The sequence below is a fragment of the Sphingomonas sp. LH128 genome (assembly GCF_000293195.2).
In the GTDB taxonomy this organism is placed as follows: Bacteria; Pseudomonadota; Alphaproteobacteria; order Sphingomonadales; family Sphingomonadaceae; genus Novosphingobium; species Novosphingobium resinovorum_A.
The window spans coordinates 17470-28778 of sequence record NZ_ALVC01000169.1 but is presented as its reverse complement, the minus strand read 5'-3'; the positions used below and the strand labels follow the sequence as shown (position 1 = coordinate 28778).

Sequence of the window (11309 nt, the reverse complement as noted above, 5' to 3'; positions counted from 1 at the left end):
GGCCGAGAGCGTCGGCGCGGTGACCATGCCGCTCATCAGCTTGAACGTCTCGTCCAGCGAAGTCGGCGTGGCATTGGGCAGGTCGAGCTTGAACACGGTCTGCGTAGTGGAAGTCACCGCATTGGTATCGCTGCCGAAAGTCGCGCCAAGCCGCTGGAACGCGGCGATCGCGGTGCCCTCAGGGATGTACTTGGACTGGCGGAACAGCATGTGTTCGAGCAGATGCGCATAGCCGCGCTCGCCATCGGTCTCGTAGAGCGAACCGGCATCGACGCGGATGCGGATCGAGACCTGGCCCGGCGGCACTCCGTTCTTGCGCACCGCATACTTGATGCCATTGGGCAGTTCGCCGAAGTGCCATTCCGGATCATGCGGAATGTCGCTGCCGCGATAGAGCCACGGATCGGCCTGGCCGACCGAGGGGGCCACGATCGGCGCAGTATCGGGCACCGACTGAGGCTGCGCGGTTTGCGCCTGCGCCTCCGGCACCAACAGGAGCGGAATCGGAGCCTGGGCAAGGAGAAGCAGGCAGGCGAGCGAGCGAGCGGCGCGCGGGGAGGTCGTCATTACGCAAGGTATAGGGAGGCCTCTCCTTAAGGGCCAGTGAATAGCGCCGTCATTTCGGCGCTCGTTTCGCCGCTTTCATGGCCCTTGTACCCTTGACCCTCCCGACACTTCACCTAAATCGCAATCACCATGTTCATAGAAACCGAAACAACGCCCAATCCCTCGACGCTCAAGTTCCTGCCCGGCCGGCAGGTCATGACTTCGGGCACGCGCGAATTCCTTTCGCCCGAGGATGCGGAAACCTCGCCGCTGGCACAGGCGCTGTTCGACCTCGGTGACGTGGTCAGCGTGTTCTTCGGCGGCAGCTTCATCGCGGTTACGGCGGCGCCCGGCGTCGAGTGGCCCTCGCTGCGCCCGCAGGTGGTCGCGATCCTGCTCGACCATTTCGTTTCGGAAGCCCCTCTGTTCACCGGCGGCGACGCCAGCGGTTTCTCGGTTCCGGCCGAGGACGAGGATTATGGCGACGACCCGGCCGACGCCGACATCGTCGCCCAGATCAAGGACCTGATCGAAAGCCGCGTGCGCCCGGCCGTCGCCAACGATGGCGGCGACATCATTTACCGCGGTTTCCGCGAAGGCGTCGTCTACCTCTCGATGCAGGGCGCCTGCTCGGGCTGTCCGTCCTCATCGGCGACGCTCAAGCATGGCATCGAAAGCCTGCTCAAGCATTACGTCCCCGAAGTCAGCGAAGTCCGCGCGGCCTGAACGGCGCGATGACGACGCGGCGCGGGATATTCGCGTGACGGCCGCCTCCACCCTGGTGATCGACAGCGCGACCGACGCCTGTTCGGTCGCGCTCTTCTCGGGCGATACCCTCGTCGCGGGTGAGTATCGCCTGCTTGGGCGCGGCCATGCCGAAGCGTTGGTGCCGATGATCGCCGCCTTGCCCGGCAAGGGCCGCGCGAACCGCATCGCCGTCGCGCTCGGCCCCGGCAGCTTCACCGGCGTACGCGTCGGCCTCGCCGCCGCTCGCGCGCTGGCGCTGGCTTGGGGAGCGCACACGGTCGGCTATCCCACACTGGCCCTCATCGCAGCCATGGCCCGCGGCAGCGAAGGGAACCGGCCGCTTGCCGTCGCCACCTCGGGCGGGCACGGCGAATGGTTCGTCGAGAGCTTCGCCGCTGACGGCACCGGCACACACGCCCTCGCCTCGCTGCGCCCCGATGCCGCCGCCACTTCGGTGACCGAAGAACTCGTCGTCGGCAGCCAGGCGCAGGCATTGATCGCGGCGCGAGGCTCCGGGCGGGCATTGCCCCTGCTTCCCGACGCGCGCGCTTTTCTGCTCCTGCCCGAGACGGCGCTGCTGACGGAAACTCATCCGCTCTACGGACGCGGCCCCGATGCCAAGTTGCCTGCGGGGGCGGCATGATCGACGATATCGACCGGATCATGGCGGTCATGACCGCATCGTTCGACCCGGTCTACGGCGAAGCGTGGAATCGCCGCCAAGTCGAGGACGCGCTGAAGTTCGGGAACTGCCATTACGAAGTCTTGTGTGCGCAAGGTCACATACCGGACGAGACCGAATCGGCCGCGGGTTTTTTCTTGTCGCGCACCGGATTTGAAGAAGAAGAACTTCTGCTCCTTGCGGTAACCCCCGAAAGTCGCGGACAAGGACTTGGGCGCGCACTTCTCCAAAACCTTCGCATCGGTGCTATCAGTCGCGGCGCGCATCGGCTGCTTCTCGAAATGAGAAGAGGTAATCCTGCCGAAACACTTTACAGAAATTTCGGCTTTTACCCGATTGGCGAAAGACGCGAATACTATCGCACTCCAAGCGGTCAGCGGCTCGACGCTGTTACATTTGCCTGCGACATCGGTTGAAATAGGGTCGAAGTGGCCCTTTTCATTCATGAATCGATTAATGCAAGTCACGTGCAACTTTGAATCGAACTTGCACTCGTCGTGAAAATCGTTCATTGCGTCGCACAGGCAGACCTGCAAAGGTTTGCCGCCTGAATAACTTGGTCGCACCAAAGGACGTAGTAGAAATGGAAACCATCCAGACCGACCTGAACGAGACGCTGATCACGCTCGCGTCGGACATCGTCGCCGCGCACGTCAGCAACAACAGCGTCTCGGTCGAAGATCTTCCCACTCTCATCACCAACGTCTACGGTGCCCTCGCCGGCCTCGGCGGCGCCCCCGTGGTTGAGGAAGAGAAGCCCGAGCCTGCCGTTTCGATCCGCGCCTCGGTCAAGCCCGATTACATCGTGTGCCTTGAAGACGGCAAGAAGCTCAAGATGCTCAAGCGCCACCTCATGACGCACTACAACATGACCCCGGAAGACTACCGCGCGCGCTGGAACCTGCCCGCCGATTACCCGATGGTCGCCCCCAACTATGCCGAGAAGCGCCGCGAACTGGCGAAGAAGATCGGCCTGGGCCGCAAGTCGAACGCGCGCCGCGGTCGCAAGCCCAAGACCGCCGCAGCCTGATCCTTCTTGGGCGGTCGCCCGAGGCCTGACCTCCGACGCACCCGCACTCACGTTACGGAAATTCGATTTTCCGGGGACAAAGGGTGCGATCGATTGCCAGGGCCCGGTAACCGACCGTCCAACTCGGTTGTGATTGCAGGCGCATCGCCTTATCTAGGCGGTGCGCCTTCTTCTTTACTTACAGGTCCACCGTGAACCAACCCATCGACATCGAAGCCCTCTGCGCCGAGCGTGGCCTGCGCATCACCGAACAGCGTCGCGTGATCGCCAAGGTCCTATCGGAAAGCACCGACCACCCCGACGTCGAAAAGCTGCACGAACGTGCGACCGCGATCGACCCCGGCATCTCGATCGCCACGGTCTACCGCACCGTGCGCCTGTTCGAAGAGGCAGGCATCCTCGATCGCCACGACTTCGGCGACGGCCGCGCCCGCTATGAAGCCGCGCCCGAGGCGCACCACGATCACATGATCGACGTCGAGAGCGGCCAGGTCATCGAATTCGTCGATCCCGAACTGGAAGCCCTGCAGCGCCAGATCGCCGAGCGTCTGGGCTACCGCCTCGTCGACCATCGCATGGAACTCTACGGCGTCCGCCTCGACCGCGAGGACGGCGAGACCACTCCGCGCCGCTAAGCGATACCATGACCACGACCATGCCCCTCGCCGACCGCCGTATCGCGGCCTGGGGCTGGCCGCTGATCGCGCTGCGCCTTGCCGCCATGCTGGCATTGCTGGTCGCGAGCGTGGCGCTTTATTACATTTTCGCACCGTTCACCGCGCGCAACCCGGTCCCGCGCCGGTTCCTGCGCGGTGTCGGCGCCATCGCGGGCCTTCGCGTGCAGGTTCGCGGCGCCCGCCCGGCCCGGCGCACCTTCTTCCTCGCCAATCACGTCAGCTGGCTGGATATCCTCGCCCTCGCCGGGCGCACCGGCAGCGCCTTCGTCGCGCATGACGGCCTCGCGCAGATCGGCCCGCTGCGCTGGCTGTGCGAAATGAACGACACCGTCTTCGTCGCCCGGCACGAACGCCGCAGCGTCTCCGCTCAAATCGAGCAGGTTCGCGCCGCGCTGAGCGATACCGGCGCGCTGACGATCTTCCCCGAAGGCACGACTTCGGACGGAACCGGCACGCTGGCATTCAAGTCCTCGCTGCTGTCCGCGATCGAGGGCGATTCGGATATTCCGGTGCAGCCGGTGTGGCTCGACTACGGTGCGGAAACCCGCACGGTAGCCTGGGTGGGCGAGGAACCGGGGCTCGATAATGCTCTCGCCATTCTGGCGCGCTGGCGGCCGGTGGACCTGACGCTTCACTTCCTGCCGCCGCTCTCGCCCGAGGATCGCGCCGACCGCAAGCGCATGGCGGCGGCCGCTCGAACAGCTATCGAAGCGGCGCGAACGGGGTTCTGACCCCAGCTTCGATTATATCGTCGTCATTCCCGCGAAAGCGGGAACCCATCTCCTGATGGTGCCTGTCGAACGGGCGTCAGTTGGGTCCCCGCCTTCGCGGGGATGACGGCAAACTTTCAATCGGAAGCATCACGCGGAAGAAGGCGAGGCTCACACGCCCCAGCCACACCCTCAACGCGTGGCGTTGTAAGCCAGCTGGCCTTCGTCGAGCTGGAAGCCGACCAGCACCTCGAACGAAGCGCGGGCGACCGCAGCCTTGACCTCGGGCTCGGACAGCGGATCGACGGCAGCGTCGGTATCGCCGGCCTTGCGCTTGCGGGTGATGCGGTCGCGAATCTCGTCGGGCAGCGTCGCGGCGGCGCGATCGATGAAGGCGTTGGTGCTCACGTTCGCCTGCGCACGGGCCTGCCCGTCCGCGAAGCTGAGCGTCACGTTGCCCACGCGCTTGGAGATCACGGAAGTGCCGCCCTGCAGCACGCTCACGAAGAACGGCAGCGTCACCTGACGCGCCCCGGCCGTGTCGCTGCGGCGGCCGAGCACCTGGAACGTCACCGTCGAAGTCACCTTCTCGCCCACGGCTTCGTCGCACTGCGCACGCACCTGGGTCATCGAGGCTGTGACGTCGATCGCGTCGGCAGTCTTTGCCGGTCCACGGAAGGTGGTGATGTCGCCGGTGTAGTCGGGAATGCCGACCGCCGGGCACTTCGAGCGCACGGCGGTGATGCCGACGCCCTGATCGACCACGATCTCGCCCTTGGTCTTGCACCCGCTCAGCGCGGTCATCGCGGCGGCGGAGCACAGGACAGTAGCGGTCAGGCGGCGTGCATTCATCGTGAACTTCCTCGAATGGCGTGCGCTTGCCCTAGCGAGGCGCGCGGCAAAGCGCTAGGGGGACGAACATGAACGCGCCCTTTCAGTCCACGACGGCGAGTGCCGCCGATAGCCCGATCCGCCTCCTGATCGCCGCCCCGCGCGGCTTCTGCGCCGGGGTGGACCGCGCCATCGAGATCGTCGAACGTGCGATCGAGCTTTACGGCGCGCCCGTCTACGTGCGCCACGAGATCGTCCATAACAAGTTCGTGGTCGACAGCCTGAAGGCCAAGGGCGCCGTTTTCGTCGAGGAACTGGACGAAGTCCCGGACGGCGTGCCGGTGATCTTCAGCGCTCACGGCGTGCCCAAGTCGGTCCCGGCAGCCGCCAGTGCGCGCGGGCTGGAATGGCTCGACGCCACCTGCCCGCTGGTCAGCAAGGTCCACCGTCAGGCCGAGCGCCAGATCGAGGCCGGGCGCCACATCCTGTTCATCGGCCACGCCGGGCACCCCGAGGTCATCGGCACTTTCGGCCAGGTCCCCGAAGGCAACATGACGCTGGTGGAGACCGTCGAGGACGTGGCCGCGCTGGAATTCGCGCCCGGCACCGAGCTTTCCTACCTCTCGCAGACGACGCTGTCGGTGGATGACACCCACGCCATCATCAAGGCGATCGAGGCCCGCTTCCCGCAGGTCGTCGCGCCCAAGGCCGAGGACATCTGCTACGCCACCTCCAACCGGCAGGCGGCGGTCAAGCAGATCGCGCCGCAGTGCGAACTGGTGATCGTGATCGGCTCGCCCAAGAGCAGCAACTCGCTGCGCCTCGTCGAAGTCGCCGAGCGTTGCGGCACGCCTGCGCACATGATCCAGCGCGCGACCGAGATCGATCCGGCATGGCTGGAAGGCATCGCCACCGTCGGCCTCACCGCAGGGGCTTCCGCTCCCGAGGAACTGGTCAACGAAGTGATCGCCCGCATCAAGGAGCTGCGCACCGTCGCGGCCGAGGAAATCGTGACCGAACGCGAGCACATGACCTTCAAGCTCCCCCGCCAGCTGGCCCGCTGAACCATGGCAGTCTACACAAGGCTCGGCGCCGAAGAGATGGCCGGGATCATCGCCGCGTTCGACGTCGGCACGCTGACGTCCGCCAAGGGCATCGCTGAGGGCGTCTCCAACAGCAACTGGCTGATCGAGACCGAGCAAGCCGGAACCGCGCGCCGCTTCATCCTGACGATGTTCGAGAGCCGCACCGAGATCGCGGACCTGCCGTTCTTCCTCGATCTGCTCGATCACCTCGCCGCGCACGGCGCGCCCGTCGCCCGCACCATGCACGACTGCGAGGGCGCCAGCCACCGCCTGCACCGCACGCCCGAGGGCGACAAGGCGCTCGCGCTGATCGAGTTCCTGCCCGGCGTCTCAGTCTCCGAGCCAACGCCCGAGCAAGCCCGTGCGGTCGGCGGAGCGCTCGCGCAGATCCATCTGGCGGCGGCTGACTTCCCCGCATCGCGCGAGAACTCGCTGGCGCTCCCGGCCTGGCAGCAACTGCTCAAGGATTGCGGGCGCGAGGCGCTCGAATCGATCCACCCTGAACTTGGCCGAATCGTCGAGCGCGAACTGGCGCTGCTGGCCGCCGAGTGGCCCGCCGATCTGCCGCGCGGCGTGATCCATGCCGACCTGTTTCCCGACAACGTCCTGATGCTCGGCGACAAGGTTACAGGACTCATCGACTTCTACTTCGCCTGCACCGACCTGTTCGCTTACGACGTTGCCGTGACACATGCGGCATGGTGCTTCAGTTCCGACGGCGCCCGGTTCGACCCGGCGCTCTCCCGCGCTCTGCTCGAGGGCTATGCCGCGGTGCGCCCGCTCAGCGAGGCCGAGTGCGCGGCGCTGCCCTTGCTCGCGCGGGGAGCAGCGATGCGTTTCCTGGCGACACGGGCCTACGACTGGCTCAATACGCCTGCCGATGCGCTCGTGACGCCCAAGGACCCGATGGCCTTCGCCCGGCGTCTGGATTTCTACGCGAACCCGGAAAATGCGGGAGTATTCGCATGAAGCAGGTCGAGATCTTCACCGACGGCGCCTGCAAGGGCAATCCCGGCCCCGGCGGCTGGGGCGTTCTGCTGCGCATGGGTCCGCACGAGAAGGAGATGTCGGGCGGCGAGCCCGACACCACCAACAACCGCATGGAGATGACGGCCGCGATCAAGGGCCTGAGCGCCCTGATCGAGCCTTGCGACGTCACCCTCTTCACCGACAGCAAGTACGTCATCGACGGGATCACCAAGTGGGTCCACGGCTGGAAGAAGAAGGGCTGGATCAACGCCAGCAAGCAGCCGGTCCGCAATGCCGACTTGTGGCACGACCTGATCGAGGCCGCCGGTCGCCACAAGGTCGAATGGCAATGGGTGCGCGGCCACAGCGGCCATGCCGAGAACGAGCGCGTGGACAAGCTGGCGAGCGACGCGGCGAAGGCGGCGGCTTAACGCAAAGCGAAGGCCCATCCCCGGCCCATTCCGCTTGCGGGAGGGGAGACATGAACTTGCCCTCCCGTTTGCGGGAGGGTCGCGAGATTTGGCGATTTATCGCCTAGTCGCAGCGGGGTGGGTTTTCTAAGGTCACCGCGATGCTCTCTCTTCCCCCGATCCTGAAGACCGAAATCCGCGCGCTCGTCACCCCCGGCCCGCGTATGGCGGACGAGTGGGCCTGCGTCGCCTCCGTATTGCTGGCGATCGTCATCGCCCGTGCCATCGGCGCGGAGATGGTGTCATGGGCGGCTTTCAGCGCCTTCGTCCTGCTCAAGAGCGACGTGGCGGAGACGCTTGTGCGCGGGGTGATGCGGATCGTCGGCACGGCGATAGGCTCGGGCCTTGCACTGCTGGTGGTGCCTTATGCCGCGCGCTCGCTGCCTTTGGCGATGATCGCAGCCGAACTGGTCGGCGCGATCGGTCTCTACGGGATGTTGACGGCGCGGCGCGCTTACGCCTGGCTGCTGTTCGGCCTGACCTTCGAGATGATCCTGTTCGACAAGATCGAGCGGCCGGACCTCGACACTATCCACTTCGCCCAGACGCGCCTGCTGGAAGTCGTCGCGGGCACCGTCGCCTGCACGCTGGTGAGCCTGACGGCAGGCGCGCTGGCAGGCAAGCGCTGGTGGATGGATCGCAAGGCCCCGCCGGAACGGATGCGCTGGCACCCTCACGCGGCGCGCCATGCCTCGCAGGCGGGGCTTGCGATCGCGATGCTGCCTTTGCTCCACGCGCTGTTCGACCTGCCCGAGCTGCCGCAGGCGGCAGTGACGATCATGGCGGTGATGATCGTGCCGGTCGCCGGGATCGGCGCCAGCGGCTTCGTCCCCGTATCCCGGCGGCTGTTCCAGCGCGCGCTCGGGTGTATCGCGGGCGGCGGGCTGGCACTGGTCGTGCTGCTTCTGGCGCAAGGAAGCGCACCGGTGCTCATCGCCGGCACCTGCCTCGGCATCATCATCGGCCGTCATATCGAGAACGGTCTGCCCAAGGTCACTTACCTTGGCCTGCAGTTCACGCTGGCAGTGCTGGTCGTGCTGGTGCCCGACAGCTACGAACATGCCGCTGCCGGCCCCGCTGCGCAGCGCCTGCTGAGCGTGTTCGTCGGCATGGCAGTACTGGAACCGGTGCTGCTCGCCTGGCACTTCGTCGCGCCGGGGCGCAAGGTGCCGCAAGGCTCCCCGGACGCCCCGAACGCGGAATGATGCTCAGTCGGTGGTCGTATCGACCACTTCGGCGCCGGGACCGTTCTTCTTGAGCGATTCGATCGCGCTTTTCGCGCTGGCCTTGCTGGAATAGCCTTCGGTCCAGAACATGGTCTCGGAGTTGTAGCAGAAGTAGGCGACGAACTCTCCGGCCTTGTTCTTCCGGATTTCGAAACGATGGGCCATTTGCGACTCTCCATGCGGGTGTCATTTCCCAGCCGCAGATGAGCAATTTGCGCGCATGGACGCAAGCGCCGCGAAGGTCGAACTCAGCCGAAGCGACCCGGCGCGAACGGAGCCGGATCGACCTCGCCCGGCGCCTCGCCCATCAGCAGCCGCGCGCCAAGATCGGCGGCGGCGGGCGCAGTCTGGATGCCAAACCCGCCCTGCCCGGCAAACCAGAAGAACGCAGGCTCGTCCGGCGCGAAGCCGTAGACCGGCAGGCGGTCCGGCGCGAACGAGCGCAGGCCCGCCCAGCGATGCTCCACCCGCTCGACTGCCCAGTCGACAACGTGTTCGAAGCGGTCGACCGCGAGAGCCACGTCGATCTCCTCGGGCGCGGCGTCGCACGGCGCACTCGGCGTCTCGTCATGCGGGCTGAGCCAGAGGCGGCCGCTCTCGGGCTTGAAGTAGAACGTCTCCGCCACGTCGAGGACCAGCGGCAGGTCGTCAGGCACATCGGCGGCGACGGCGACTTGCGCGATTGTGCGGCGATAGGGCGCGATGCCGAGCGGGGAGATGCCCGCCAGCCTTGCCACGCCGTCCGCCCAGGCTCCGGCCGCGTTCACCAGCACGCCCGCCTGCACCTGCCGCCCGTCCGCGAGCGTCAGCGCCCAGCCATCGGCGTTGCGCTGCGCCGCCGTCAGTCCGGCGCGGCACCATAACTCGACACCTGCGCGGCGTGCCGCAGCAAGGTAGTGCTGATGAAGAGATGCCACGTCGATGTCGCACGTGCTCGGCTCCAGTGCACCGCAAGTCCATTCGGGGCACAGGCCGGGCACGCGGGCGACGATCTCCGCACAGCTCAGCAGGTGCATTTCCACCCCTGCCGTGCGGTAGCGTTCGGCGAAGAGTTCGACGTCACGCTCCTGCCCGGCCCGGCCGAGCGTCAGCGCGCCGCGCGGGGTCAGGACGCCGAGTTCGCGCAGGGCCGGCCCGGAGGCGGTGGTCAGCGGCTGGACGCCGGGGCCACCGTAACTCTCGGTCCAGAACGCGGCGGAGCGGCCGGTGGCGTGGTAGCCGGGGCGCTCCTCGGCCTCCAGCATGAGCACCCTTGCGCGCGTGCCGATGGCCGCGGCCAGAGATGCCCCGGCCATGCCGGCCCCGACGACGACGATATCGAACGCTGCTTCCATCGCGGTCAGCCCCTAGCGGGGGCACGGCGATCGAGAAAGTCCCTGATGGCATCGAGCGCAAGAGTGCGCACCGGATCGACTTCGCGCAGGATTTCGTGGCGGCACTCGGACCCGAAGGCGACGAGTTCGCCATGCGGCAAGCGTCCGGCGGCACGGCGGATCGCGCGCCAGGAGACGAGGCCGTCGATACTGGTGCCGAGCAGCAAGACCGGCACCTCGACCGCCTCCAGCACGCCGGGCCGCTCCAGCGAGCGGATCGAGGCGAGCGCACGCTCGATCCAGCCCCAGCTGGCCGCGCCCATGCCGATGACGGGGCGCTTGCGGCGCCACCAGTCCTCGTCGTCGTAGCGGCTCTCGTCGTGAGTGAGCAGCAGGCTGCGGGCCTTCGGCTGGGCGCCGGGCTTCTCGCCGCCTTTCCATGCCGGGCGGCGCGGATCGCCGAGCCGCACGATGCCGCGCGCGACCCGGTGCAGCACGCCTGCCGGAATCCACGTCGGATGAATGCCCAGCATCGGTGCGGAGAGCACCAGCGCATCGGGCCGCACGACGCCTTCGGCTACCGCGCGCAGCACGATCTGCCCGCCCATCGAATGCGCAATGGCAATGTGCGGTCCCGGCGTCGAGGCGGCCCAGTCGGCATAGAGCGCGGCGTAATCCTTCACCCAAAGCGCGAAGTCGGGCACGTGGCCCGTCGCCGCATCGCGGCCGAGGCGGCCCGAACCCGCCTGCCCGCGCCAGTCGGCCGAAGTGACGTTCCAGCCTTCGCGGTGCCAGCCGTCGAGGGTTTCCAGCCATTTCTCGTAAGCGTCGCCGCGCCCGGGCATGAACAGGATCGAGCCGCGCCTGCCGCCCTGCCAGTCGATCCGGCGCAGCAGGTGGCCATCGGGCAAGGCCCAGCGCGATTCGCGGGCTTCGGCGGGAATCGCCCGGCGCGCGGGGGACTTGACGAGACTTTCGACGGCGGAGGTCACTATGATGGAAAGCCCCGGTTCGTGATCGATG

Annotated in this window: 15 protein-coding genes; 10 read left to right on the top strand and 5 right to left on the bottom strand. The window is 66.8% G+C overall.

Going from position 1 to position 11309, the window contains the following annotated elements; all coding sequences use genetic code 11:
- Nucleotides 1-567, bottom strand: a 567-nt coding sequence (locus LH128_RS14320; RefSeq protein WP_008830361.1) for a M16 family metallopeptidase, incomplete at its 3' end; no start/stop codon positions are given.
- A 129-nt stretch (nt 568-696) separates the two neighbouring features.
- Here LH128_RS14320 and LH128_RS14315 point away from each other — a divergent pair.
- From LH128_RS14315 to LH128_RS14290, 6 genes are all read left to right on the top strand, one after another.
- A complete protein-coding gene (locus tag LH128_RS14315; RefSeq protein ID WP_008830360.1) occupies nt 697-1272 on the top strand; it encodes a NifU family protein in 576 nt (191 codons plus the stop codon).
- Nucleotides 1273-1306: 34 nt separating this feature from the next.
- The gene (gene tsaB / locus LH128_RS14310; protein ID WP_008830359.1) at nt 1307-1936 is read left to right on the top strand and encodes a tRNA (adenosine(37)-N6)-threonylcarbamoyltransferase complex dimerization subunit type 1 TsaB; all 630 of its coding nucleotides are present in this window, start codon (nt 1307-1309) and stop codon (nt 1934-1936) included.
- Complete coding sequence (locus LH128_RS14305) at nt 1933-2391, top strand: GNAT family N-acetyltransferase (protein WP_008830358.1); 459 nt, start codon at nt 1933-1935, stop codon at nt 2389-2391. Before tsaB ends, LH128_RS14305 begins: the two co-directional genes overlap by 4 nt.
- Nucleotides 2392-2558: 167 nt before the next feature.
- The gene (locus LH128_RS14300; protein ID WP_008830357.1) at nt 2559-3005 is read left to right on the top strand and encodes a MucR family transcriptional regulator; all 447 of its coding nucleotides are present in this window, start codon (nt 2559-2561) and stop codon (nt 3003-3005) included.
- A 191-nt stretch (nt 3006-3196) separates the two neighbouring features.
- Nucleotides 3197-3640 carry a Fur family transcriptional regulator gene (locus LH128_RS14295; RefSeq protein WP_008830356.1) on the top strand — a complete coding sequence of 148 codons (444 nt, stop codon included), beginning with the start codon at nt 3197-3199 and terminating at the stop codon, nt 3638-3640.
- Nucleotides 3641-3648: 8 nt separating this feature from the next.
- Complete coding sequence (locus LH128_RS14290; protein ID WP_008830355.1) at nt 3649-4413, top strand: lysophospholipid acyltransferase family protein; 765 nt, start codon at nt 3649-3651, stop codon at nt 4411-4413.
- Between the two features lie 171 nt (nt 4414-4584).
- On the opposite strand, the gene LH128_RS14285 is transcribed toward LH128_RS14290, so the two are convergent.
- Entirely contained in the window at nt 4585-5244 is a 660-nt protein-coding gene (locus LH128_RS14285) for a hypothetical protein (protein WP_008830354.1), read from the bottom strand.
- 68 nt (nt 5245-5312) lie between these two features.
- Here LH128_RS14285 and ispH point away from each other — a divergent pair, with 68 nt between their 5' ends.
- The 4 genes from ispH (at nt 5313) to LH128_RS14265 (ending at nt 8952) form a co-directional block, all read left to right on the top strand.
- On the top strand, nt 5313-6287 hold the full coding sequence (ispH, locus tag LH128_RS14280) for a 4-hydroxy-3-methylbut-2-enyl diphosphate reductase (protein ID WP_008830353.1): 975 nt from the start codon (nt 5313-5315) through the stop codon (nt 6285-6287).
- Between the two features lie 3 nt (nt 6288-6290).
- Nucleotides 6291-7277: a homoserine kinase gene (thrB, locus tag LH128_RS14275; protein ID WP_037519456.1), complete on the top strand. Its 987-nt coding sequence runs from the start codon at nt 6291-6293 to the stop codon at nt 7275-7277.
- Nucleotides 7274-7708: a ribonuclease HI gene (gene rnhA, locus LH128_RS14270; RefSeq protein WP_008830351.1), complete on the top strand. Its 435-nt coding sequence runs from the start codon at nt 7274-7276 to the stop codon at nt 7706-7708. Before thrB ends, rnhA begins: the two co-directional genes overlap by 4 nt.
- Before the next feature lie 140 nt (nt 7709-7848).
- On the top strand, nt 7849-8952 hold the full coding sequence (locus LH128_RS14265; protein ID WP_008830350.1) for an FUSC family protein: 1104 nt from the start codon (nt 7849-7851) through the stop codon (nt 8950-8952).
- Between the two features lie 3 nt (nt 8953-8955).
- On the opposite strand, the gene LH128_RS14260 is transcribed toward LH128_RS14265, so the two are convergent.
- From LH128_RS14260 to LH128_RS14250, 3 genes are all read right to left on the bottom strand, one after another.
- Entirely contained in the window at nt 8956-9138 is a 183-nt protein-coding gene (locus LH128_RS14260; RefSeq protein WP_008830349.1) for a YegP family protein, read from the bottom strand.
- A gap of 83 nt (nt 9139-9221) precedes the next feature.
- Entirely contained in the window at nt 9222-10307 is a 1086-nt protein-coding gene (locus tag LH128_RS14255; RefSeq protein WP_008830348.1) for an NAD(P)/FAD-dependent oxidoreductase, read from the bottom strand.
- A gap of 5 nt (nt 10308-10312) precedes the next feature.
- Complete coding sequence (locus LH128_RS14250; RefSeq protein WP_008830347.1) at nt 10313-11278, bottom strand: alpha/beta fold hydrolase; 966 nt, start codon at nt 11276-11278, stop codon at nt 10313-10315.
- Nucleotides 11279-11309 lie beyond the last annotated feature (31 nt).

Coding starts and splice junctions, on each gene's coding strand:
- LH128_RS14315 (WP_008830360.1), top strand. CDS start 697: ATGTTCATAGAAACCGAAACAACGCCCAATCCCTCGACGCTCAAGTTC.
- LH128_RS14305 (WP_008830358.1), top strand. CDS start 1,933: ATGATCGACGATATCGACCGGATCATGGCGGTCATGACCGCATCGTTC.
- LH128_RS14300 (WP_008830357.1), top strand. CDS start 2,559: ATGGAAACCATCCAGACCGACCTGAACGAGACGCTGATCACGCTCGCG.
- LH128_RS14290 (WP_008830355.1), top strand. CDS start 3,649: ATGACCACGACCATGCCCCTCGCCGACCGCCGTATCGCGGCCTGGGGC.
- LH128_RS14285 (WP_008830354.1), bottom strand. CDS start 5,244: ATGAATGCACGCCGCCTGACCGCTACTGTCCTGTGCTCCGCCGCCGCG.
- ispH (WP_008830353.1), top strand. CDS start 5,313: ATGAACGCGCCCTTTCAGTCCACGACGGCGAGTGCCGCCGATAGCCCG.
- thrB (WP_037519456.1), top strand. CDS start 6,291: ATGGCAGTCTACACAAGGCTCGGCGCCGAAGAGATGGCCGGGATCATC.
- rnhA (WP_008830351.1), top strand. CDS start 7,274: ATGAAGCAGGTCGAGATCTTCACCGACGGCGCCTGCAAGGGCAATCCC.
- LH128_RS14265 (WP_008830350.1), top strand. CDS start 7,849: ATGCTCTCTCTTCCCCCGATCCTGAAGACCGAAATCCGCGCGCTCGTC.
- LH128_RS14260 (WP_008830349.1), bottom strand. CDS start 9,138: ATGGCCCATCGTTTCGAAATCCGGAAGAACAAGGCCGGAGAGTTCGTC.
- LH128_RS14255 (WP_008830348.1), bottom strand. CDS start 10,307: ATGGAAGCAGCGTTCGATATCGTCGTCGTCGGGGCCGGCATGGCCGGG.